Source organism: Clostridium sp. DFI.1.208 (assembly GCF_024463855.1).
Taxonomy (GTDB): Bacteria; Bacillota_I; Bacilli_A; order Erysipelotrichales; family Erysipelotrichaceae; genus Clostridium_AQ.
On record NZ_JANGCA010000001.1, the window covers coordinates 105,867 to 127,078 of the forward strand.

Genomic DNA, 21,212 nt, shown 5'->3' on the forward strand with positions numbered 1-21,212 from the left:
AATTTCCTTTACCATTATAGCAGAATTTATATATCGTGACAATAAAATATCAAAAAGATGCAGGATTGACCGTGCGGAATAGGTTACGATGCATCGCTCCATAAGCAATTTCCACCGAAATTTGCTGCTTTTCATAATCAAGGTATGCTTCTTAACACATGGGATGCTATGACGTTAGAGGCTGCACACTCACAGTGGTATCACAGGAAAGCGCTTTTTCATTTGCATGAGCAGCAAAGAGCATACATGTGTACAGCACAGCACACATACTACCTTGATGAGGGCCAGCCAGATGGAATCAACCTGCGGAAACCAGGCATGGACAAATAGAATCATCAGCGGATGCACGAGATAATAGTATTTTGATATCGTCCGAAACGGAAGCTCTGAGATCCAGGAAAGCCTGATATTCGTATACAGCAGGCAGGAAAATAAATAATAGACCAGCGGTACACAAGCCAGCAGAATATTACTGTCCAATCGCTCGGTTGTCTGCAGCAGCAGTCCTTCCCCGATTAAAGCCGCAATACTGAGCAGCAGCTTTAAAAAGCACAGGGATGAGGCCGGCTGCTGTTGCTTTCCCATATAATAGCCCAGCGTGACATAAAATAAAGCGAAGAATAGAAAGTTGCGTGTCGTGAAAAAGACGGCATAATAATAGTGAAGCAGGGATTGGAAGAATTGACCGCAAAAGCCGTAATAGGTTTCCGTAGCACCAAACAGCAGCAAAACAAAGGATACAGCAAGCAATACCTTCAGGGAATGCTTCCTCTTCCACCAGCGCAGAACAAGCATGGAAAGCAAAAGCGCCGGGAAATACCAGAGATGATAATACACGCCGGAATACAGCAGGGCGATTATCACCGCCAGAGGAATCAGCAAAAGCAGAAGCAGACGCTGCACAACGAAAGGAAGAGCAGCAGGCAGCATGCCCTGTACCTGTTCTATATAAGGGGCAGCCAGCGACAGCGACCATGGCAGATACACTGCACTCCACAGCAGATATACCGGAATCATGGAACGGATATAGGAACGTATGTAATCCGGTTTTTTCTGTTCCTGCTTTGCGGCGAAATAACCACTGATCAAAAAGAAGAACGGTACGCAGATTCTGCCAATGATATTATTGATAGCCATATCCGCCTCAGCGGAAACTGCAAAAAAGGGTCGCACATGGAGAATGATGATCATGATGGAGGAAATAAAACGAAACAGGTCAAGGTTTTGATACTGGAGCTGCCCTGTCTGCGCATGATATGCCATATGCGTTTCCATGCGTATGACAAGCAGAGAGCCTGCAGCGGCAAGCAGAATCACAGCAAGTGGCTGACCAAGCTGATTTTCCTTCTGTAGAATATTCGTCATATACAGCATCAGTACGAGTATACTCATGCTGATGATTATGATATTTCTTTTCCTCCAAGTCATACACTGCCCTCCGCTATTTGCTTTGTATTCAACAAGCTGAAATCAATCGGCATCCATTCAACTGTATTAAGTAACTAATACAATCATACACAACATTGGAATTCCTGTCAATAGCGGGCTCTGTATTTTCTTGGATTCCTGTGAGCACAGCTCTTCCCTCTTGTGAACCTACTCCAGCGGCTGCTGGTAAAAGGCTCCGTAGAACTGCTCTGTTTTTACGACATTGACAAGCGCATTCGGATCTGTTTTTCTGACAAGCTGTATGATGTCATACACCTCATATGCGGACACTACCGTTCGTAGCAGATACATGCGATGGTGACTGTAGCCGCCATAGGCCGGTATGATTGTGATGCCATGCTCGTACTGCTGAATATAGGCATCCCGTATCGCTTGCTTGTCCCTTGTCATAATCTCAACCGTCAAGCGTTCATAGCGGTGATAAAACATTTCGATTGTTCTGGTTGTGATATATTGAAAAATGATAGAATAGCCGGCATACAGCCAGCCAAACAGCAGACCGGATATGCACAAAAGCAGTGTATTGCCGATAAACACATAGCTCCATATGGATGTACCAAGACGATTGGATACATACAGGGCAATAAAATCCGTACCACCGGTAGAGGCGTTCCCACGCAGGGCAATCACAGCACTGAAGCCGTACAAAAAACCACCGAAAATCACCTGCAGCAAAAGATCATGAAACAGCGGTTGAAAATGAAACAGCTGTAAAAAAACACTGGAGGAAATAAACTGAATGCTGGAATAGAGGGTAAAGCGTTTACTGAGCCTTCGATAACACAGCAGTGCTAGTGGTATGTTCAGCATAAGGATACCAGCGGAAACTGAGAATGGAAAGCCGAAAACGCCGGCAATGCGATCCAGCAGTATGGCCAGCCCGGTAAAGCCACCCGATAACAGCCCCGTCGGCTGCATCATAGATTGAATGACATAGGTCTGCAGCAAAGCAGATGCAAGGACACAGCCCAGTGTAACAGCCGCTTTTGACAGCTCTGTCTTTTGTTTTCTCATATCGCCATCTCCTATTCTGAAAGAAACTAAATGTATCTCTTTTTAGTATTCCTGCAGGGGGTGCTTCTATTTGCTTCCGGTATATTTTTTTCATTGCGTATGAATATGTTGGATGGCTCTAAGGCAGATATACAACATGCATTGCTGTGTACAGGGTTTCAGCAGCCAATGAAACCCTTGAAATTTTCCTGTTTATCGGTAAACGATATCCTGCATTCCTTTAAGAAACAGCACGCGCTTCTCAACGTTTGAAGAAGGAACGCAAAAAAGCGGAGTTCTCCCTTATCTCATGAAGTCTCTCCGCTTTTCATCCTCCTGCATTCTCATGAATCCAGCAAGCGCGATGTATTTAATTGGCAACGATATTAACGACCTTGCCCTTTACCACTATGATCTTCCGAACGGTTTTCCCTTCGATCTGAGCCGCAACTGCACTGATTGCCATCGCCTGCTTCTTCAAGCTTTCCTCATCACTTCCGGCATCTGTCGTGAACTTTCCGCGCAGCTTCCCATTTACCTGCACAATGACCTCAATGACATCCTCCACCAGTTTGGATTCATCATAGGTCGGCCATGGCTCATAGGTGATCGTTCCGGTTCCGCCAAATACCCTGCTCCAGATTTCCTCACCCATATGCGGTGCAAAGCAGGCAAACATCTTGGCAAAGCCCTTGGCATATTCCACATAGATGCTTTCTGCTTTATAGCATTCATTGATAAAAATCATCATTTGTGAAATGGCAGTATTCAAATTCAGCGTTTCAATATCGCTGGTTACCTTCTTGACTGTTGCGTGATAAACCTTATCCAGCCTTCCATCATTTGTGTCTGTGAATTTATCATAGTCTGTATACAGTCTCCATACACGATCCAGCCATCTTCTTGCTCCGTCCAGACCGGTTGTACTCCAAGGCAGAGCTGCTTCCAGAGGTCCCATGAACATTTCATAGACACGCAGTGCATCGGCACCATGGCTTTCTACAATGTCATCCGGATTTACAACGTTGCCTCTGGATTTGGACATTTTTTCATTGTTTTCCCCCAGAATCATTCCCTGGTGGAACAGTCTCTGGAACGGCTCCTTCGTCGGCACAACACCACAGTCATACAGCACCTTGTGCCAGAATCGTGCATACAGCAGATGCAGAACGGCATGCTCGGCTCCACCGACATACAAATCGACCGGCAGCCAGTGCTTCAGCAGCTCCGGTGCGGCGATTGCATCATCGTTTTTCGGGTCGATATATCGCAGATAATACCAGCAGGACCCTGCCCACTGCGGCATCGTATTCGTTTCGCGTTTTCCCTTGACACCATCGATTTCCACATTCAGCCAGTCCTCACAATGTGCCAGCGGTGATTCTCCGGAACCACTCGGCTTGAAGTTCTTGGTTTCCGGCAGCTCCAGCGGCAGCTCGTCGATATCAGCAGTACGTGTGGTACCATCCTCCATGTGAATGATGGGAATCGGTTCTCCCCAGTAGCGCTGTCTGGAGAACAGCCAGTCTCTCAGCTTATAGGTTGTCTTAGCACAGCCGCATGCATGCTCCTGCAGCCAGGCGATCATCGTGTCGATTGCCTCCTGTTTTCCCATACCGTTCAGGAATTCGGAATTGATATGTACGCCATCCTCTGTATAAGCTTCCTGCGTCACATCCCCGCCCTCCAGTACAGGAATGATGTCGATACCAAACTTCTTGGCAAACTCCCAGTCGCGGGTATCATGAGCAGGTACCGCCATGATGGCACCTGTTCCATAGCTCGCCAGTACATAATCGGAAATCCAGATTGGAACCTCTTTTCCATTTACCGGATTGATTGCATATGCTCCGGTGAAAACACCGGTTTTTTCTTTGTTCAGCTCCGTACGCTCCAGATCGGACTTCGTAGCACAGGACGCTTTGTATGCATGGATTGCTTCCTTCTGCTCCGGTGTCGTGATTTCATCCACATACGGATGCTCCGGTGCCATGACACAGTAGGTAGCACCGAACAGGGTATCGCAGCGTGTTGTAAACACGGTAAATTCCTTCTTGGTATCCTTGATTTTGAACACCACATTAGCACCCTTGGACTTTCCGATCCAGTTGATCTGCATTTCCTTGGTAGATGTCGGCCAGTCGCACAGCTCCAAATCCTCCAGCAGACGCTCTGCATATTCTGTGATTTTCAGCACCCACTGGCGCATCGGCTTGCGGATAACCGGGAAGCCTCCACGCTCACTCTTGCCGTCGATGACCTCTTCATTGGCAAGCACGGTTCCCAGCTCCGGACACCAGTTAACAGGGATTTCATCCACATAGGCAAGTCCCTTGTCATACAGCTTCAGAAAAATCCACTGTGTCCACTTGTAGTAGCTGGGGTCCGTCGTGGATATTTCACGGTCCCAGTCATAGGAAAAGCCCAGCGAGCGAATCTGTTCACGGAAATGATCAATATTCATCTTTGTGAATTCTGCAGGATGATTTCCTGTTGTGATGGCAAACTGTTCTGCCGGTAAGCCAAAGGCATCCCAGCCCATGGGGTGCAGGACATTGTGCCCCTGCATACGCTTCATACGGCATACGATATCCGTTGCGGTATAGCCCTCTGGATGTCCGACATGAAGACCGTTTCCGCTTGGATACGGGAACATATCCAGTACATAGCACTTCGGCTTATCAAAATCCCATGCATCGCAGGCAAAGGTTTTGTTGTTCAGCCAGTAGCTCTGCCATTTTTTTTCTACTTCCTGATGGTTGTAATTCATAACTGCATTCTCCTTTACATATCAAATAAAAAACGCCCTTATCTCTAAGGACGTCATAATTAACGCGGTACCACCTTAGTTCACTTGTACAAGTGCCCTTCATTTCTTCTTAACGCGAAGTTAAACGGATAGCAAGCTATCAGCTCCTTAACAAGTTCCGCAAGCTTTCATGTATCGATTCTCAGCAACATCGACTCTCTGTGACACTTCCACAAGGTACTACTTTAATTCTCAGCCTTTATACTTCATTAGTATATCCAATTTGCGTATCCTTTGTCAATCGTTCTCGGACATTTTCTAGGTGAAAAACAACAGATATCCGATGATGATCAACACCGCTGCCGTAAAAAGTGCCGGTTTTTCGATATCCTGTCCGTTTTGCTTCATCTCTTTGATCTGCACATAGTTTACCAGTGCATAGATCAGCAATGCCCCTGCCTTGGCAACCGGCTGGAAAGCAGGAAGGAAAAGCGACAGCAGAAACATAGCGACGATCCCGGCCACACCGCCGATGATCAGTTTATTTCTTTTGGATTTCATAGCATCACCTGAAACTAGAATAGCAGAATTCGGAAAGAAAAACAACCGTAATTGCATACAACTGAAAAAGGACGCGCATCACCACGTCCTTTTTCATTAGGTTATCGAAAGGAAATCGATATGAATAAAAGTAATTGAAATCGTGTAGTTTACAATAAAAGGAAGGAATGTAAAGAATACACAACTTTCAAGGTTATCACAATAGAGCCAATATCATGATAACAGAAATAAGGTACTTATTTCCTATCTATATAATAACATTTTTTACTCCGATTGTAAACCCTTCCACGTTTTTTCTTTCTCTTTCCACAAAACTCGGGAAGAAGAGACAATTCCCGGGTTTATCTGATTTCTTTATTTCTTTTGGATATAATCATCGATAGCTGCTGCCGCTGTCTTTCCAGCTCCCATTGCGAGGATAACCGTTGCGGCACCGGTGACAGCATCACCACCGGCGAATACGCCTTCTCTTGTAGTTGCTCCGTTATCGTCCGCTACAAGGCATCCCTTGCGATTGGTTTCCAGCCCCTTTGTAGTGGAGCGAATCAGCGGATTCGGCGATGTTCCGATGGCCATAATCATGCAGTCCACATCCAGCACGAAGTTGCTGCCCTTGATTTCCACAGGACGTCTTCTTCCACTGGCATCCGGCTCTCCCAGCTCCATGGATACACATTCCATGCCGCATACCCAGCCGTCTTCATTTCCCAGCACACGAACCGGGTTGGTCAGCAGCTTGAAGATGATTCCCTCTTCCATGGCGTGCTCCACCTCTTCCTTACGGGCAGGCAGCTCTTCCATGCTTCTGCGGTATACGATGGTCACTTCCTCAACACCCAGACGCTTTGCACAGCGTGCCGCATCCATCGCAACATTACCACCGCCGACGATAACAGCCCGTTTTGGATGCTGGATCGGCGTATCCACACCGTCCTTATAAGCCTTCATCAGATTGCAGCGGGTCAAAAATTCATTTGCGGAGTAAACACCCTTCAGGTTTTCACCCGGCATATTCATAAAGCTTGGCAGTCCTGCACCGCTTCCGATAAAGACGGATTCATATCCAGCATCAAACAGATCATCGACAGATTCACTGCGTCCGATGACCATATTGGTCTGAATATCGACGCCCATCTGCTTCAGCCCTTCGATTTCCGTCTGCACGACAGTCTTTGGCAAACGGAATTCCGGAATTCCATACATCAATACACCACCGGCAACATGCAGTGCCTCAAACACGGATACCTGATATCCTTTCTTCGCCAAATCTCCGGCACAGGTCAGACCCGCGGGTCCTGCCCCTACGACAGCAACCTTATGTCCGTTGCTCTTCGGCTTTTGCAGCTCATCCTTCACGTTTTCTCTGTGCCAGTCAGCCACAAAGCGCTCCAGACGTCCGATTGCCACAGCTTCTCCCTTAACACCACGTACACATTTTGCCTCACACTGCTTCTCCTGCGGACACACACGTCCGCAAACAGCAGGCAGTGAGCTAGTTTCATGAATGATCTGATAGGCTTCTTCAAAGCTTCCTTCCTTCACCCGTTCGATGAAATCCGGAATATTAACAGCGACTGGACAACCGCTGATACATGGCTTTGTCGGACAGTGCAGACAGCGCTGCGCCTCCTCCATCGCCATTTCCTTTGTATAGCCCAAAGCTACCTCTTCAAAATTATTTCTTCTGACCTCTCCGTCCTGGACAGGCATTTCCACTTTTTTTAATGACATGTTCGGCATATCAGCGTACCTCCTTATTCATCAGATTGCAGGCAGCATCTCTGGCATGTGCTTCAAAATCACGATACGTTGCCCCACGTGACATCGCTTCATCAAAATCAACCAGATGGCCGTCAAAATCAGGACCGTCCACACAGGCAAATTTCGTTTCGCCGCCAACGCTCAAACGGCACCCGCCACACATTCCGGTACCATCTATCATGATCGGATTCATGGATACCACAGTTTTAATGCCGTATTTCTTCGTCAGCTGACATACGAATTTCATCATGATCAGCGGTCCGATCGCAATGACCTCATCAAAGCTTTCCCCTTTGTTGATCAGCTCCTCCAGCACGTTGGTAACCAGCCCCTTAACACCGGTACTGCCATCGTCACTGACAAGATAGGCATGCGTACTGACCTGTTTGAATTCCTCCTCGAGAATCACCAGGTCCTTGTTACGGAATCCGGTAATCACCGTAACCTTTGTTCCGTTTTCATGTAAGGCCTTTGCTGTTGGATAGGCAATGGCACAGCCGACACCTCCACCGATGACACAGACCTTCTTATACCCGTCCACATGGGAAGGCTTGCCAAGAGGACCGACGAAGTCCAGAATACAATCCCCGACATTGAGCTGATTCAACAGCATCGTTGTCTTGCCGACAATCTGAAAGATGATCGTAATCGTACCTTTTTCTCTGTCATAATCCGCAATCGTCAACGGAATACGCTCCCCATCCTCGTGCACACGCAGAATAATAAATTGTCCTGCCAGTGCTTTTTTCGCAACAGCCGGTGCTTCAACAACCATTTTGGTAACGGTTGGATTTAGAATTTCTTTCTCTATAACCTTGTACATTGCTTCTCCTTTCTGAAAACTTTTTCATTTTTCTGAAAAAGTTCCATAATGCATAACTTTATTTTACCTTTTTTCGTTTGGATATGCAATATTTAAACGTCACATTTCCATGTTCTACTGCAATCCATCCAGTACGCACAGACACAGCATGCCTAACCGTACACCATTCCTGAACACATATCCCCTTATCATGTTCCATTGCCTCTGTTTGATTGACAAAGGGTGAATATAAAGAAAAAGACTTATTCAGCCGACCAATGTCGTTGCCTATCTAAGTCTTTTCTATACGGAATGGAATATTACAGACTCTTGTGCAGCAAAGAAAGCACGGTCTTTAAATCCTCGACCCCCATCTGTCCCGGTGCACTCGCTTTTTTTGCGGCTCCAAAGGTCAATGCAGAACCGAAGACCTCTCCGCACAATCTGGAAAGTACCCCTGTACCTGCCATGGACATTGTGATAATCGGACGATCCGCAAAGTTTTCATGCATGTCATTTGTCGCCTGCAGCAGTGTGATCACATCTGCCTTACAGGTTGGCATAACCGCGATTTTCGGGATATCCGCTCCCAGTGTCTGCATCGCCTTCAGACGCGTCAAAATTTCATTATAAGATGGTGTTTTGTCAAAATCATGGTTGGACATGATGACACGAACACCCTTGTCATGCGCATGGGCAATCAGTTCCTTTACCTGTGCTTCCCCAGTGAACAGCTCCACGTCAATCAAATCCGCGTTCCCACTGTCAATGATGGCTTTGTTCAGCTTTACATAAGCTGCTGTACTGATGTCCAGTTCGCCGCCCTCCTTCTTACTGCGGAAGGTCGCAAGAATCGGCATTTCCGGCATTGCTTCACGAAGTACCTGCAGCATCGCTACCGCTTTTTCACAGCACTCCACCTCTTCAAACCAGTCCATACGCCATTCAACAACATCCACAGGAACACTGTTTAGCACTTCTACTTCAGAAAGCAGCTCTTCCTTTGTTTTTCCGACAATCGGCACACAGATTTTCGGAATCCCCTCGCCGATTATTATATTTCTTACGTTTACCGTATTCATGTTTCCTCCTACTGCATACGTTTCGTATATGCTTTATACAATGCATCGCCAGTCTGCGCCTTGATGTTCTCATACACAGGCTGTGCTTTTTCGCGCAGCTGATCAATCATGGAATCCTCAAGCTCTATGATGGTCGTTCCGCTGCCAGTGATGATATTCAGACGGTCATTCACACGTTCATCCGCCTGCTGCCGCGCATAATTACGGGCATTCTCCGCTGCCATATCAACGATTTTCTGATCTTCGCTGCTTAACGATTGATAAAATTCATCATTGACAATTAACGAAAGCAGATGCGGCAGATGGTTCGTCTGAACGATGTAATCCTGCTGTTCATAAATTTTTCCGGATACGACAACCTCATATGGATTTTCCTGTGCGTCAATCGTCCCCTGCTGTAAGCCGATGTATACCTCGGAGAACGTCATTGGCGTCGGATTGGCACCGATGGATTGCCAGAAGGCGATATGATATGGATTTTCCATCGTCCGAATCTTCTGTCCCTTGAAATCATCAATGCTTTTGATTTTCCGGTTGGTCGTCATGACACGAAAGCTCTGATCTCCCATGGCCAGCAGTCGAAAGCCTTTTTCCTTATACACCTTGTTGATCATGGACATCAGGTCGGGATCATCCAATGTGCTGCGCAATTCCCTGATATCCGTATATGCTACCGGCAGATCGAAGATCGCCAGCTTGGGCATAAAATTGGTCTGCGGTGCCGTGTTTTGCAAAACGAAGGGAATATCCTGTCCCATACAGCTTTCTATCAGCTCACGGTCACTACCCAGCGTACCGTTCTCATACACCTGCATATGGATGGAACCCTTGCTTAACCGTTCCACCTCCTGTGCAAATTTATGGGCAAACAGTCCGGTTACCGTATCCTTGGGGGAATCGGTCGCAATGATCCACGGATATGCGGCAGAAGCCTCTGCCGGATCCTCAATCTTCTGCGCACAGCCGGACAGCAGCAGAGAGATGGTGAAAAGAGCGAATATAATCTTTTTCATAACGTCCCTCCTCTTACGATACCAGCAGAAGTGAAATCTGCGGAATAAAGGTAATGGCCAGCAGAGCGATCAGAAAGAAGACGATCAGCGGCATGGCCTTTTTCGCAATCTGCATGACCGGAACATCTGTCAGCGAGCTTGCGACAAACAGATTGATACCGATCGGCGGTGTCACAAAGCCGATGGCCAGGTTGACAACCATGATGATACCAAACTGAATCGGATCGATTCCAAGACTGTTGGTGATCGGAATCAGAATCGGAGTCAGAATCAAAATGGCTGGTGAGGTATCCATCACCATTCCAACGATCAGCAGCAGCACATTGATCACAAGCAGCACCGCAACCTTGCCACTAAAGGTGGACAGTATAAATTCCCCTGCCATCTCCGGAATCTGCAGCAGTGTAATGATACGGGAAAACGCCACTGCCGCGCTCAGGATAAACAGAATTGGTGCAAAGGTACGGATTGCCTCAACCAGCACACCCTTTATATCACGGAATTTTAATGTGCGGTAGATACACATGGAAATGATCAGCGCATAGAACACGGATATAACCGCTGCCTCTGTCGGAGATGCGATGCCACTGTAGATGCATCCCAGAATGATGACCGGTGTTAACAGCGCCCAGAAGCTGTCCAGAAACACCTTTACGAACCCCTTCTCATGCAGAACGGATACCTCCGCATGAATCTTTTCCTTATCCTCTCCATGCTTTTTACAATAATACAGCGCATACAGCATCAGCAGCAGGGCAATCAGAATCCCCGGAATGATGCCGGCCATAAACATTTTGCCAACACTGGCTCCACTCGCCATGCCAAACAGGATAAAGGGAATGCTTGGAGGTATAATGACGCCAAGGCCGCCCGCAACCGCAACAATGGCGGTCACAAATACCTTGTCATACCCCATACGGATCAAAAGCGGAATCGTCATACTGCCAACCGCAGCCACCGTTGCCGGTGCACTGCCGGAAATCGCACCGTAAAACAGACAGGTCACAATGACCGCACAGGGCATTCCCGCGGTATGCTCTCCTAGAAAATAGGAGAAGACGTCAAACAGCTTCTTACTGACACCGCCCTTTGCCATCAGAATACCGGATAACACAAACATCGGGACAGCGAGCAGCGGGAAGGAATCAATTCCTCCCAGCATTGCCCGGATGATGTATTCCGCCGATATATGAAAATTGGGATCCAGCAGCGAAGGTGCCAGAGATACGGCTGAAAGCGTTGCGGAAATCGGTACGGATACGAGCAGAAGAACGATAAACAAAATCATAATTACCATTGCCAGCATATCGTTACTCCCCTCTTTCCTTGATCTTTCCGCAGGTAATGAAATAGCGGATATTACCGATTTCCAGCACAATCTGCTGGAGGGCACGAATAGCGGCAAGCGTGAAGCCTACCAGCGGCGCCGCCTGTACAAAGGGCATCGGCAGTCCCAGTGCAGGTGACTTCTGCGCACTTGCGACACTCATTTGCAAATAGGTGACCGCATGCCATGCCAGAAACGCAAACAGCGCAAACAGGATCACGTTTAACACCAGCTGTGCAACGACATACACCGGCTTTGGAAACATGAGAATGACCTGATCGATTTTAATGGAAATCCACTTTTTGATGCAGTAGCTGATGCTTAAAAACCCGCTCCAGATAAAGAGGTAGCGTGTCAGCTCCTCGGACCAGCTCAGCGACGCGTTTAGTATGTAACGGCTGAACACCTGAAGGCCCATAAGCAGTGTCATCAGCACCAGCAGTGCAATCAGCAGCGCTTCTTCCAGATTGTCATCCAGCCATCGTATAATCTTCATGTTACTTCCTCCTAACCGTTAGAATTGCCGTTATTATATCATACCGCACATGCGTGCGGTATGATAAATTTCCATTTATTTCTACTATTTCCCTGCCAGCTTCTGAAAACGCAGGTTGACAAACAGTGCAAGCAATACACCGATGACGGTAATCACGATGTTCATCATCAGAATCTGTGCGGAGTCCATAGTACCTGCAACAGAGAGAATCGTATAATTGGAAAGACTGGACATAATCATGACAATACTTGTGATGGTTCCCTTGATATGCGGGAACAGATCATTCGCAGTTGCAGTAACCAGCTGCAGGATGACACCACCCGCACTGTAACCGACTAAGGCAGCACCGATATAGCACATCGTTTCACTGCGTGTTACATAGACAAGGATCAGCGTGATCAGGGTTACCAGCGGATACACAAACAGGAAGCGCACACCCTTGATGCGGGATACCAGGCCAGCCGTTACGATGATGGCCGCTAGAGAACCGAAGGAATAATATGTCTGCATCATGCTTGGATCACTCACTCCTGCCAGATCCTTTGCGAAGGTCTGTGCACAGTTCAGCCACAGCTGGAAGGTCGCGGTGCAGGTAAAGCCGATGACGATCAGCGCGATACTTTCCGCAGAGAAATGAGAATTGCGGATGTTTTCCAGCAGCCCCGGTGCTTTTTCACCGGCAGCCTTTTCTGCTTTTGGCATCGGTGCAAAGATAACCAGCACACCGATGATGAGAATCGCAATTCCACTGATGTACAACAATACGTTGTAGGAAAGACTTGCCCCGGCAAGTGCCCCCAGCATAAACGGCAGCAGCAGCTGTGCTGCAGAGATGAAGAATTTTGTCAGCATGGTTGCCAGAGAGGATCTTGGCTCCAGAATTTCCACACAGGCCGGAATGACACCGGTATCCAGAAAGGAATTCGCGATTCCTCCAAGAATTGCCGCAGCATACGCAACCCACATATTCGCTGACATAGCCACACCGATGAAGAAGATCGCATAGGATGCGATACCGATCAGGGAGGAAAGCTTTCTTCCCATTTTATCGGACAGCGGTCCTGCGATTGGAAGGGAAATCAAACGCCCCAGTCCCAGCGCAGCCGCAACCATCGTCACCTGTCCGATGGCATCCATGCCCTGTCCCCACTGGGCAACCAGCATTTCCTTGATCACGGCCTGTCCCAGAATGGAACAGCCGATCCCGTGAATGAAGTAATTCAAGTACAAGATAAAGGCACTTGGATAGTATTTTTTATTCATAACTTTCTCCTTATGTCGTTTGTTTATTTAAAATTTGATATCCAGAATTTCTTTCATGTAATCAATCGGCATTTCCTTACCTGTCCACAATTCAAATGCGGCAGCACCCTGATACAGCATCATGCCCAGACCGTTCATCGTCTTACAGCCGACTTCCTTTGCGACACGCAGCAGCTCGGTTTCCGTTGGCATATAGACAACATCGGTAACAATCAGATCCTTGCGCAGGAAGCTTGCGTCCGGAATGACCATCTGCCCTTCCAGCGGCTTCATTCCGACACCGGTCGCATTGGCAAACAGATAGCTGTCTTCGATTTCGCGTTTTAATGCTTCCGTATCCGCAAGATCAAACAGCGTCGCCTTACAGCTTGTTTTTTCGTTGATATTTTTTACATTTTGTTCTGCACGCTCCCAGAATTCATCACGGCGGTTGAAAATGGAAATTTCCTTAACCCCATCCAGAGCCATCTGAATTTCGATTGCCGTTGCAGCTCCACCGGCACCCGCAATGGTGACCTTCTTGCCGGCAGGCTCAATTCCTGCATCCTTTAAGGAACGCATATATCCGATACCATCGGTAATATGTCCGGTCAGTACCCCGTTGTCATTGACAACCGTATTGACAGCACCACACAGCTCGGCAGCAGGAGATAAATGATCCAGATACTGTCCGATTACGGTTTTGTTTGGCATGGATACATTGTAGCCGCGCACCTTCAGTGCCTTAAAGCCCTTTACCGCATCCTCCAGCTCTTCGTTTCCTACCTCAAATGCGAGATAAGCATAATCAAGTCCCAGCTTCGCAAATGCCTCGTTGTGCATCTTTGGTGATTTTGAATGACGAATCGGTGTCGCAATCAATCCGATCAGTTCTGTGTGTCCGCTAATTCTTTCAGCCATTGTTAGTTCCTCCTTATATAACGTGTTCCGTTTCTTTTCTATAAAAATTCTTTCTGTTTCAATGCGTTGAGAATGTTTCTTCCCTCTGCCACACCGTCGATGATTCTTCTGGCACGTACGCTGTCACCGATATTGAACAGCTCCACATCCTCGTCCGCAAAGGTCTGCTTCAGCTCCTCCATAACCGGAGAATATGCACGCATACCCAGGCATACAAAACCGTAATCGAAATCCAGTGTTTCCATCTGCTCGTTGCGTTTTACAACAAAGTGATCCGGATGCACTTCCTGCAGTGCTGTAGAGGTCAGTACCTGAACGTTGTGTTTTTCCAGCATATCGTAGGTTCCCACCTTGGTAACGGTATCCAGATCCTTTCCGACAACCGGAAGCATTTCCACAATGCTTACAGCAGCCCCGCGTTTTGCGAAGAATTCCACTACATCTAATCCTACCGCACCGCCGCCGACAACGCAAACCTTTTTGCCGCTGAGATCCTGTGGATACTGATCAATATGCTGGATCATACCCAAAATGCCATTGACTTGACTTCCTGGCGCATCGATGTTTTCGCGCAGTCCGCTGATGGGCGGAAGCAGTGGTGTAGAGCCGGTCGCATTGATGATGAAATCCGGCTTCAGCATCTTCACAAAGGAAGGGGTTGCCTTGGTAGACGTAAAGGTGATCAGGTTGCGCAGCTTTTCTGCACGATGAATCAGATAATCCGGAAAATCACGAAGGCGCTTCTTATCCGGAATCTTGGAAATCTCCACACTCAATCCACCCAGATGATCCTCTTTTTCAATCAGGAAGGTCGTACAGCCAACCTCTGCAGCAGTACATGCTGCCTCAAGACCGGCCGTACCGCCACCGATGACCACGACATTACATGGCTTTTTCACCTTCCAGCTGCGGTACTCCTCCCCCTCGTTAACACTTGGATTCACACTGCAGCGAATCGGACGGTTCAAGCCGATGCGATGTCCGGAGCAGCCGATGTTGCAGGAAATACATTTACGAATCGTATCTTCCTTTCCGTAATGCACCTTATTGGTCCAGTTCGGGTCAGCAATCATCTGCCGTCCCATACCGATCAAATCTGCATCTCCGCGCTCCAGAATATCCTGTGCAACCTTAGGGTCACGGATGTTTCCGGTTGTGATGACCGGCTTCGCAAAGGCTTCCTTTACCGCTTTTGCCATATAGGAGCGCCATCCATCCGGCAGATAGTTCGCATCGATCTGATACTGAATGGAATCCACAAGACCGCAGGATACATCAATGATGTCCGCTTCCGCATGGAAGTATTCCAGCAGCTGTATGGTATCCTCCAGCGTATTGCCGCCCTCTAAAAATTCATCTGCACTGATCCGTACGATAATCGGGAACTGCGGCCCGACTTCCTTGCGGACAGCCTCCAGAATCAGTCTTGCAAAACGGGCGCGGTTTTCATAGCTGCCGCCGAATTCATCTGTTCGCTTATTGGTCAGCGGAGATAAGAACTGATTGATCAGATAGGAATGTCCCGCATGGATTTCAACAGCATCAAAGCCGATGATCTGTGCACGCTTTGCCGCTTTCGCATAGCAGTCCACGATGTGCAGAATCTCCTCTTTGCTCAATGCACGCGGTGCTGCCCCGTTTTTCTTATTCGCTACATCACTCGCACTTACCGGCTGCATACCAATTCGCTCTTCCACAGCGCTAGCGCCGGCATGATTCAGCTGAATTGCGATTTTTGTGTTGTGTTTATGAATCGTCTCCACCAGCTTATACAGCCGTGGAATGTAGTTGTCATGATCAATGCGCAGCTGTGTGGTTCCATTGGATCCGCATGGATAATCCACACACGCATTTTCCACGATGATCAGTCCGGTACCGCCCATGGCACGCTGTTCGTAGTAGTCGATGTGCAGAAAACTCATCTCACCGTTCTGCTCACCAAAGTTTGTTCCCATCGGTGTCATGACAATACGGTTTGGAATCGTCATCTGCTTGACACTCAACGGCTCAAAGATTGAAGAATACTTTCCCATTACTATGCCTCCTAATTGTGAATGTTATCTTATTCACAAACATTACAAGGACATTATATAGATTCTGTAACATGTAAACAATTCATAATTTTTACAAAATCTATAGATTTTATCTATAAATGAGCTATACTATTCGTATGGTAAATACTGGAGGTATGCGTATGAATCTGAATCATCTGCACTATTTTCGCGTGCTGGCAAAAACCGAGCACTACACACAGGCTGCCAATCAGCTGGATATCACACAGCCCTCCCTCTCCCACGCCATCGCCGCTTTGGAAAGGGATTTGGGCTGCTATCTGTTTGAAAAGCAGGGGCGCAATATCAAGCTGACGAAATATGGTCGTATCTTTTATGAATATATAGATAAGGGCCTGCAGGAAATCGATCTGGGAGAGAGGCGCTTGCGCGATCTCACCTCACAGGAAAACGGTTGGATCGATCTTGCTTTTATTTATACGCTGGGCAGCCACTACGTCCCCCATCTGCTGCAGAGCTTTCTGGCTCAGTCGCAAAACCGCAATATTAAATTTTCATTGAAACAGGGCAATACAACAGAAATATTGCAGGGTCTGAAGGAGGAAAAATACGATGTGGCCTTTTGTTCCTATGTGGATCATCAGCCGGATATCAATTTTCTGCCCATTGCACAGGAGGAGGTCGTTGCCATCGTTTCCCGCAATCATCCGCTGGCGGTGCATGACAGCGTTGATCTCGCCAGACTGAAGGAGGAAACCTTCGTCTATTATGATCGCCAAAGCGGTATCCGCCCGCTGCTGGATTCCCTGTTTGAAAAGGTCAGCATTCAGCCCAACATCATCTGTGAGGTGGAGGAGGACAGTGCCGTCATCGGTCTGGTAGCCATCAATTATGGAATCGCGCTGGTGCCAAACATCGCCATGCTGGAACAGTTTCCAGTAAAAAAGCTGACCATCACAAATCCGCCGCATGAGCGCTATATTTATCTTGCGACTGTCAAAAACCGCTATCTTCCCCCGGCAGTACACACCTTTTGCAATTTTATCGTACATCACACCTCCATCAAAAATCCGCACATCAGTGATTGATTTTCCATTTATTTTCATAAATTTTCACAGAATATGAAAATTTGTGCTTGCATTTTCCGTAAGAGTGTTGTATCCTAATGGCAATAGGAGTGATACCCGTGAACAAATCCATACAGACAGCAGCTTATTATTTTTACTTTAGATAGCCCTGAAACAAACCATTGAGATCATCGTGGTTATTTTAGCGTTTCAGGGCATAAAAAAAGCATCGAACGAAGAAAACGTTGATGCTTTTTTTGTAGCCTGTCTCGGATACAGCAAGCTTCTATGATAGAAAATTAAGAAAAGAGAGGAAGAGAACAGATGAGATACGGACTTATTGGTGAAAAGCTGGGACATAGCTTTTCAAAGGATATTCATGAAAGGATTGCGGATTACACCTTTGATCTGATTCCGCTGAGCAAAGAGGAATTCAAGACATTCATGGAGAAAAAGGAGTTTACTGCATTGAATGTAACCATCCCTTACAAAAAGGATGTCATCCCCTACCTGGATGAAATGGATGAGCATGCCAAGGCAATCGGTGCAGTCAATACGATCGTCAATGAGAATGGAAGGCTAAAGGGGTACAATACCGACTTCACCGGATTTCTATACATGGTGAAAAAGCACAATGTACACATGGAAGGAAAAAAGGTATTGATTATCGGAAACGGCGGAGCCAGTGCTGCCATTCAGGCAGTTGTGCAGCATGAGCAGGCAGGCAGTATGGTCATCGTCGATGTAGTCCCTGGAAATGGTGCTATCAGCTATGATGAAATGTTCTCCAGCCATCTGGATGCGGAAATCATCATCAACACCTCCCCGATTGGAATGTATCCGCGGATCGGCAACGCACCGATCGATATCAGTATGTTTCATAAATGCGAGGCTGTCATGGATGTGATCTACAATCCGATTCTGACAAGATTGTGCTTCGAGGCGCAGGAAATGGATATTAAGCGTGTAAACGGTCTGGAAATGCTGATAGCACAGGCTAAGCAGTCCGTGGAGTTCTTTCTGGATAAGAGCATCGATGATCAGATCATCGACGATATCTATCAGGACATGCTGCGGGAGCGCTGCAATATCGTATTGATCGGAATGCCCTCTGCTGGCAAAACAACCATCGGTAAAATGCTGGAGGACCGTATGCAGAAGGAGTTCATCGACCTGGATGATGTCATTATCGAAAAGGCCGGAAAATCCATTCCGGAAATTTTCGAGGAAAGCGGAGAGGCAGGCTTTCGCGCCATTGAAACCGAGGCGGCAATCGAGGTCAGCAAGCTCAACAATAAAATCATCGCTACCGGAGGCGGTACGATCAAGCATAAGGTAAATATGGATTACCTGCGGCAAAACGGAATTACGATTTTCATTGACCGCGATGTGGATAAGCTGATCAGCTCTGATCCGAACCGTCCGCTGTCCAAAAGCAGTGATGCCCTTGCGAAAATGCATGCCGAGCGTCTGCCGCTGTACCAGAAATATGCAGCCTATGTTGCAGTAAACAATAGTGACATCGAATCAACTGTCACAGAAATCGTAGAAGCCTATCACAGCATTTTGATTGATGCTGTCAGCGACTAGAAGAAAAGAGGAAGAAGCAATGATTATCACATTAAAAAAAGATGCTCCCAAGACAGAGGTCGAAAAGCTGATTCATACATTTGAAAACAAAGGATTATCCGTTACCATGATCCAGGGAGATAATTATAATGTCTTCGGTCTGGTTGGTGATACCTCCAAAATCGATGAAAAGCTGGTCAAGGCACATCCGTTTGTCGAAAATGTCACGCGAATCGCAGCTCCCTATAAAAAGGCAAACCGCCTGTTTCATCCGGCGGACACGATCGTGGATGTAGCCGGCATCAAGGTTGGCGGGAATGAGAAAATCGTCGTCATCGGCGGCCCCTGCTCCGTAGAGGGCGATACGCAGATTATGGATATTGCGAAGGAGGTAAAGGCTTGCGGCGGCGATATGCTGCGTGGTGGTGCGTATAAGCCGAGAACGAGTCCGTATGCATTTCAGGGCATGGGAAGTGAGGGTGTTGCCTGCATGGTGCATGCCAGAGAAACCTATGGACTTCCAATCGTCAGTGAGCTGATGAGTGCGGATAAAATCGATGAATTCGTCGAGCACGTGGATCTGATTCAGATCGGTGCCAGAAACATGCAGAACTTCGATCTGTTAAAGGCGGTCGGGCGCATCAACAAGCCGGTGCTGTTAAAGCGCGGACTTGCCAATACGATTGAGGAATGGATCATGGCTGCTGAATATATCATGTCTGAGGGTAATGAAAACGTGATCTTCTGTGAGCGTGGTATCCGTACCTTTGAAACCTATACACGAAATACGCTGGATCTCAGTGTAGTACCGATTATCAAGGAGAAAACGCATCTGCCGATCATCATTGATCCAAGTCATGCAACCGGTGACTGGAGACTGGTGGAATCGGCTTCCCTGGCAGCGATCGCCGCAGGTGCAGACGGTCTGATTATCGAGGTGCACAATGATCCGGAAAATGCATGGAGCGATGGTGCACAGTCATTGAAGCCGGAGCGCTTCGGTGAGGTGATTCGCAAGGGAAGAAAAATTGCCGAGGTGATCGGACGCAGCATGTAGGCGTTATTACCTCCTGTATACATGCAGTTGTAAACGCAGGAAAGAAACGTAAAAGAATCCCACCCCAAAATGGAAAAGGGATTCTTTTTTTCATGATTGCTTACAGCACTTCTTCCCTGCAGACCAATGCAGATTTTGCCGTTTCGCTAAAATATTTCATAGCCTCCTGTGGATACCTGCCGGCTGCCGTTTCACCGGTCAGCATAATACTGGAGGCCCCATGGTAAACCGCATAAAAGATATCACTAACCTCAGCTCTTGTAGGTACTGGATGCTCCATCATGGAATCCAGCATCTGGGTTACCACCATATACGGCATGGAATGTGCCCTGCATATATCCTGTATCCGCTTCTGTACAGCGGGCAGTTCCCATAAGGGCATCGCATTGCCGAGATCTCCTCTGGCAATCACAATCTGATCGCAGTATGGAAAAAGCTCCTCCAGACGCGCTACCCCCTCCATGTTTTCAATTTTTGCATAGACCTGCAAATCCGGATTCCCGATGCTTTGCAGAGTTTCCCTAACCGTAATCAGATCCTGTGCATTTCTTACAAAGGGCTGCATGATTCCGGTAACGCCATACTGCCTGGCAGCCTTCAGATTGCGGATATCGCTTTCCGTAAGTGTCGGCAATTCAATGTGACCGTTCACCAGAGCCAGACTTTTCCCCGATTTCAACACACCTCCATGCAGAACAGTACACAGCAAAGCATCTTCCCTGACCTGTTCCACCTCCAAAAGAATACGACCGTCATCCAGCAGAAGCTGTTGCTGTACAGCTGTATGCGCCAGCAGCTCAACAGGAATCGGAATTTCCTTTCCCAGTTCGACAGTCTGCTGTTCTTTCAACAAGACTGGCTCCTTCAGCCTTCCAATCCGCAGCTCCGGGCCCTTCATATCAATGAGCAGCTTAGCCTGTACGCCTGCCTGCTCCTGTGCTTTGTGGAATGCGTACAACCATTCTTCGCAATCTGTCAAATCCACATGGGAAAGATTCAAGCGCACACCATTCATTCCCATACAAAGCATTTCATACAGGGCATCCTGTGTATGCAGGGATGGCCCGAGCGTTCCATAAATATCCAATGATTTCATTATCCTGTACCTCGT

At 47.5% G+C, this 21,212-nt stretch carries 17 protein-coding genes and 1 other annotated feature; of the genes, 3 read left to right on the top strand and 14 right to left on the bottom strand.

From position 1 onward, the window contains the following. Positions 1 to 189: 189 nt before the first annotated feature. The 13 genes from NE665_RS00575 to NE665_RS00635 all read right to left on the bottom strand — a co-directional run bounded on the left by NE665_RS00575 (position 190) and on the right by NE665_RS00635 (position 16,429). Positions 190 to 1,428, bottom strand: coding sequence for an acyltransferase (locus NE665_RS00575; protein ID WP_117441604.1), 1,239 nt, complete (start codon positions 1,426 to 1,428; stop codon positions 190 to 192). 168 nt (positions 1,429 to 1,596) lie between these two features. After that, the gene (locus NE665_RS00580; protein ID WP_117441603.1) at positions 1,597 to 2,463 is read right to left on the bottom strand and encodes a YitT family protein; all 867 of its coding nucleotides are present in this window, start codon (positions 2,461 to 2,463) and stop codon (positions 1,597 to 1,599) included. 349 nt (positions 2,464 to 2,812) lie between these two features. Continuing rightward, positions 2,813 to 5,212: a leucine--tRNA ligase gene (gene leuS / locus NE665_RS00585; protein WP_117441601.1), complete on the bottom strand. Its 2,400-nt coding sequence runs from the start codon at positions 5,210 to 5,212 to the stop codon at positions 2,813 to 2,815. A 43-nt stretch (positions 5,213 to 5,255) separates the two neighbouring features. Then, positions 5,256 to 5,454 (bottom strand) — a binding site (T-box leader). Positions 5,455 to 5,509: 55 nt separating this feature from the next. Then, positions 5,510 to 5,752: a hypothetical protein gene (locus NE665_RS00590; RefSeq protein ID WP_117441600.1), complete on the bottom strand. Its 243-nt coding sequence runs from the start codon at positions 5,750 to 5,752 to the stop codon at positions 5,510 to 5,512. A gap of 354 nt (positions 5,753 to 6,106) precedes the next feature. Further along, a complete protein-coding gene (gltA, locus tag NE665_RS00595; protein WP_117441599.1) occupies positions 6,107 to 7,492 on the bottom strand; it encodes an NADPH-dependent glutamate synthase in 1,386 nt (461 codons plus the stop codon). 1 nt (position 7,493) lies between these two features. Beyond that, on the bottom strand, positions 7,494 to 8,336 hold the full coding sequence (locus NE665_RS00600) for a sulfide/dihydroorotate dehydrogenase-like FAD/NAD-binding protein (RefSeq protein ID WP_117441598.1): 843 nt from the start codon (positions 8,334 to 8,336) through the stop codon (positions 7,494 to 7,496). Positions 8,337 to 8,635: 299 nt separating this feature from the next. Beyond that, positions 8,636 to 9,397 carry a type I 3-dehydroquinate dehydratase gene (aroD, locus tag NE665_RS00605; protein WP_117441597.1) on the bottom strand — a complete coding sequence of 254 codons (762 nt, stop codon included), beginning with the start codon at positions 9,395 to 9,397 and terminating at the stop codon, positions 8,636 to 8,638. A gap of 8 nt (positions 9,398 to 9,405) precedes the next feature. Continuing rightward, positions 9,406 to 10,410 carry a TRAP transporter substrate-binding protein gene (locus NE665_RS00610; protein ID WP_117441596.1) on the bottom strand — a complete coding sequence of 335 codons (1,005 nt, stop codon included), beginning with the start codon at positions 10,408 to 10,410 and terminating at the stop codon, positions 9,406 to 9,408. A 13-nt stretch (positions 10,411 to 10,423) separates the two neighbouring features. Beyond that, a complete protein-coding gene (locus tag NE665_RS00615; protein WP_117441595.1) occupies positions 10,424 to 11,716 on the bottom strand; it encodes a TRAP transporter large permease in 1,293 nt (430 codons plus the stop codon). A gap of 4 nt (positions 11,717 to 11,720) precedes the next feature. Further along, complete coding sequence (locus NE665_RS00620; protein ID WP_117441594.1) at positions 11,721 to 12,233, bottom strand: TRAP transporter small permease; 513 nt, start codon at positions 12,231 to 12,233, stop codon at positions 11,721 to 11,723. An 84-nt stretch (positions 12,234 to 12,317) separates the two neighbouring features. Continuing rightward, entirely contained in the window at positions 12,318 to 13,496 is a 1,179-nt protein-coding gene (locus NE665_RS00625) for an MFS transporter (protein ID WP_117441593.1), read from the bottom strand. 27 nt (positions 13,497 to 13,523) lie between these two features. Continuing rightward, positions 13,524 to 14,396, bottom strand: a complete 873-nt coding sequence (locus NE665_RS00630; RefSeq protein ID WP_117441592.1) for a shikimate dehydrogenase — start codon at positions 14,394 to 14,396, stop codon at positions 13,524 to 13,526. 38 nt (positions 14,397 to 14,434) lie between these two features. Next, on the bottom strand, positions 14,435 to 16,429 hold the full coding sequence (locus tag NE665_RS00635) for an FAD-dependent oxidoreductase (RefSeq protein ID WP_117441591.1): 1,995 nt from the start codon (positions 16,427 to 16,429) through the stop codon (positions 14,435 to 14,437). Positions 16,430 to 16,590: 161 nt separating this feature from the next. Here NE665_RS00635 and NE665_RS00640 point away from each other — a divergent pair, with 161 nt between their 5' ends. The 3 genes from NE665_RS00640 (at position 16,591) to aroF (ending at position 20,101) form a co-directional block, all read left to right on the top strand. Next, the gene (locus tag NE665_RS00640) at positions 16,591 to 17,496 is read left to right on the top strand and encodes a LysR family transcriptional regulator (RefSeq protein WP_117441590.1); all 906 of its coding nucleotides are present in this window, start codon (positions 16,591 to 16,593) and stop codon (positions 17,494 to 17,496) included. Between the two features lie 303 nt (positions 17,497 to 17,799). Beyond that, complete coding sequence (locus tag NE665_RS00645; RefSeq protein WP_117441589.1) at positions 17,800 to 19,065, top strand: shikimate kinase; 1,266 nt, start codon at positions 17,800 to 17,802, stop codon at positions 19,063 to 19,065. Between the two features lie 19 nt (positions 19,066 to 19,084). Then, positions 19,085 to 20,101, top strand: coding sequence for a 3-deoxy-7-phosphoheptulonate synthase (gene aroF / locus NE665_RS00650; protein ID WP_117441588.1), 1,017 nt, complete (start codon positions 19,085 to 19,087; stop codon positions 20,099 to 20,101). Positions 20,102 to 20,201: 100 nt separating this feature from the next. On the opposite strand, the gene NE665_RS00655 is transcribed toward aroF, so the two are convergent. Beyond that, entirely contained in the window at positions 20,202 to 21,197 is a 996-nt protein-coding gene (locus tag NE665_RS00655) for a pyruvate kinase (RefSeq protein ID WP_117441587.1), read from the bottom strand. Positions 21,198 to 21,212: the final 15 nt, after the last annotated feature.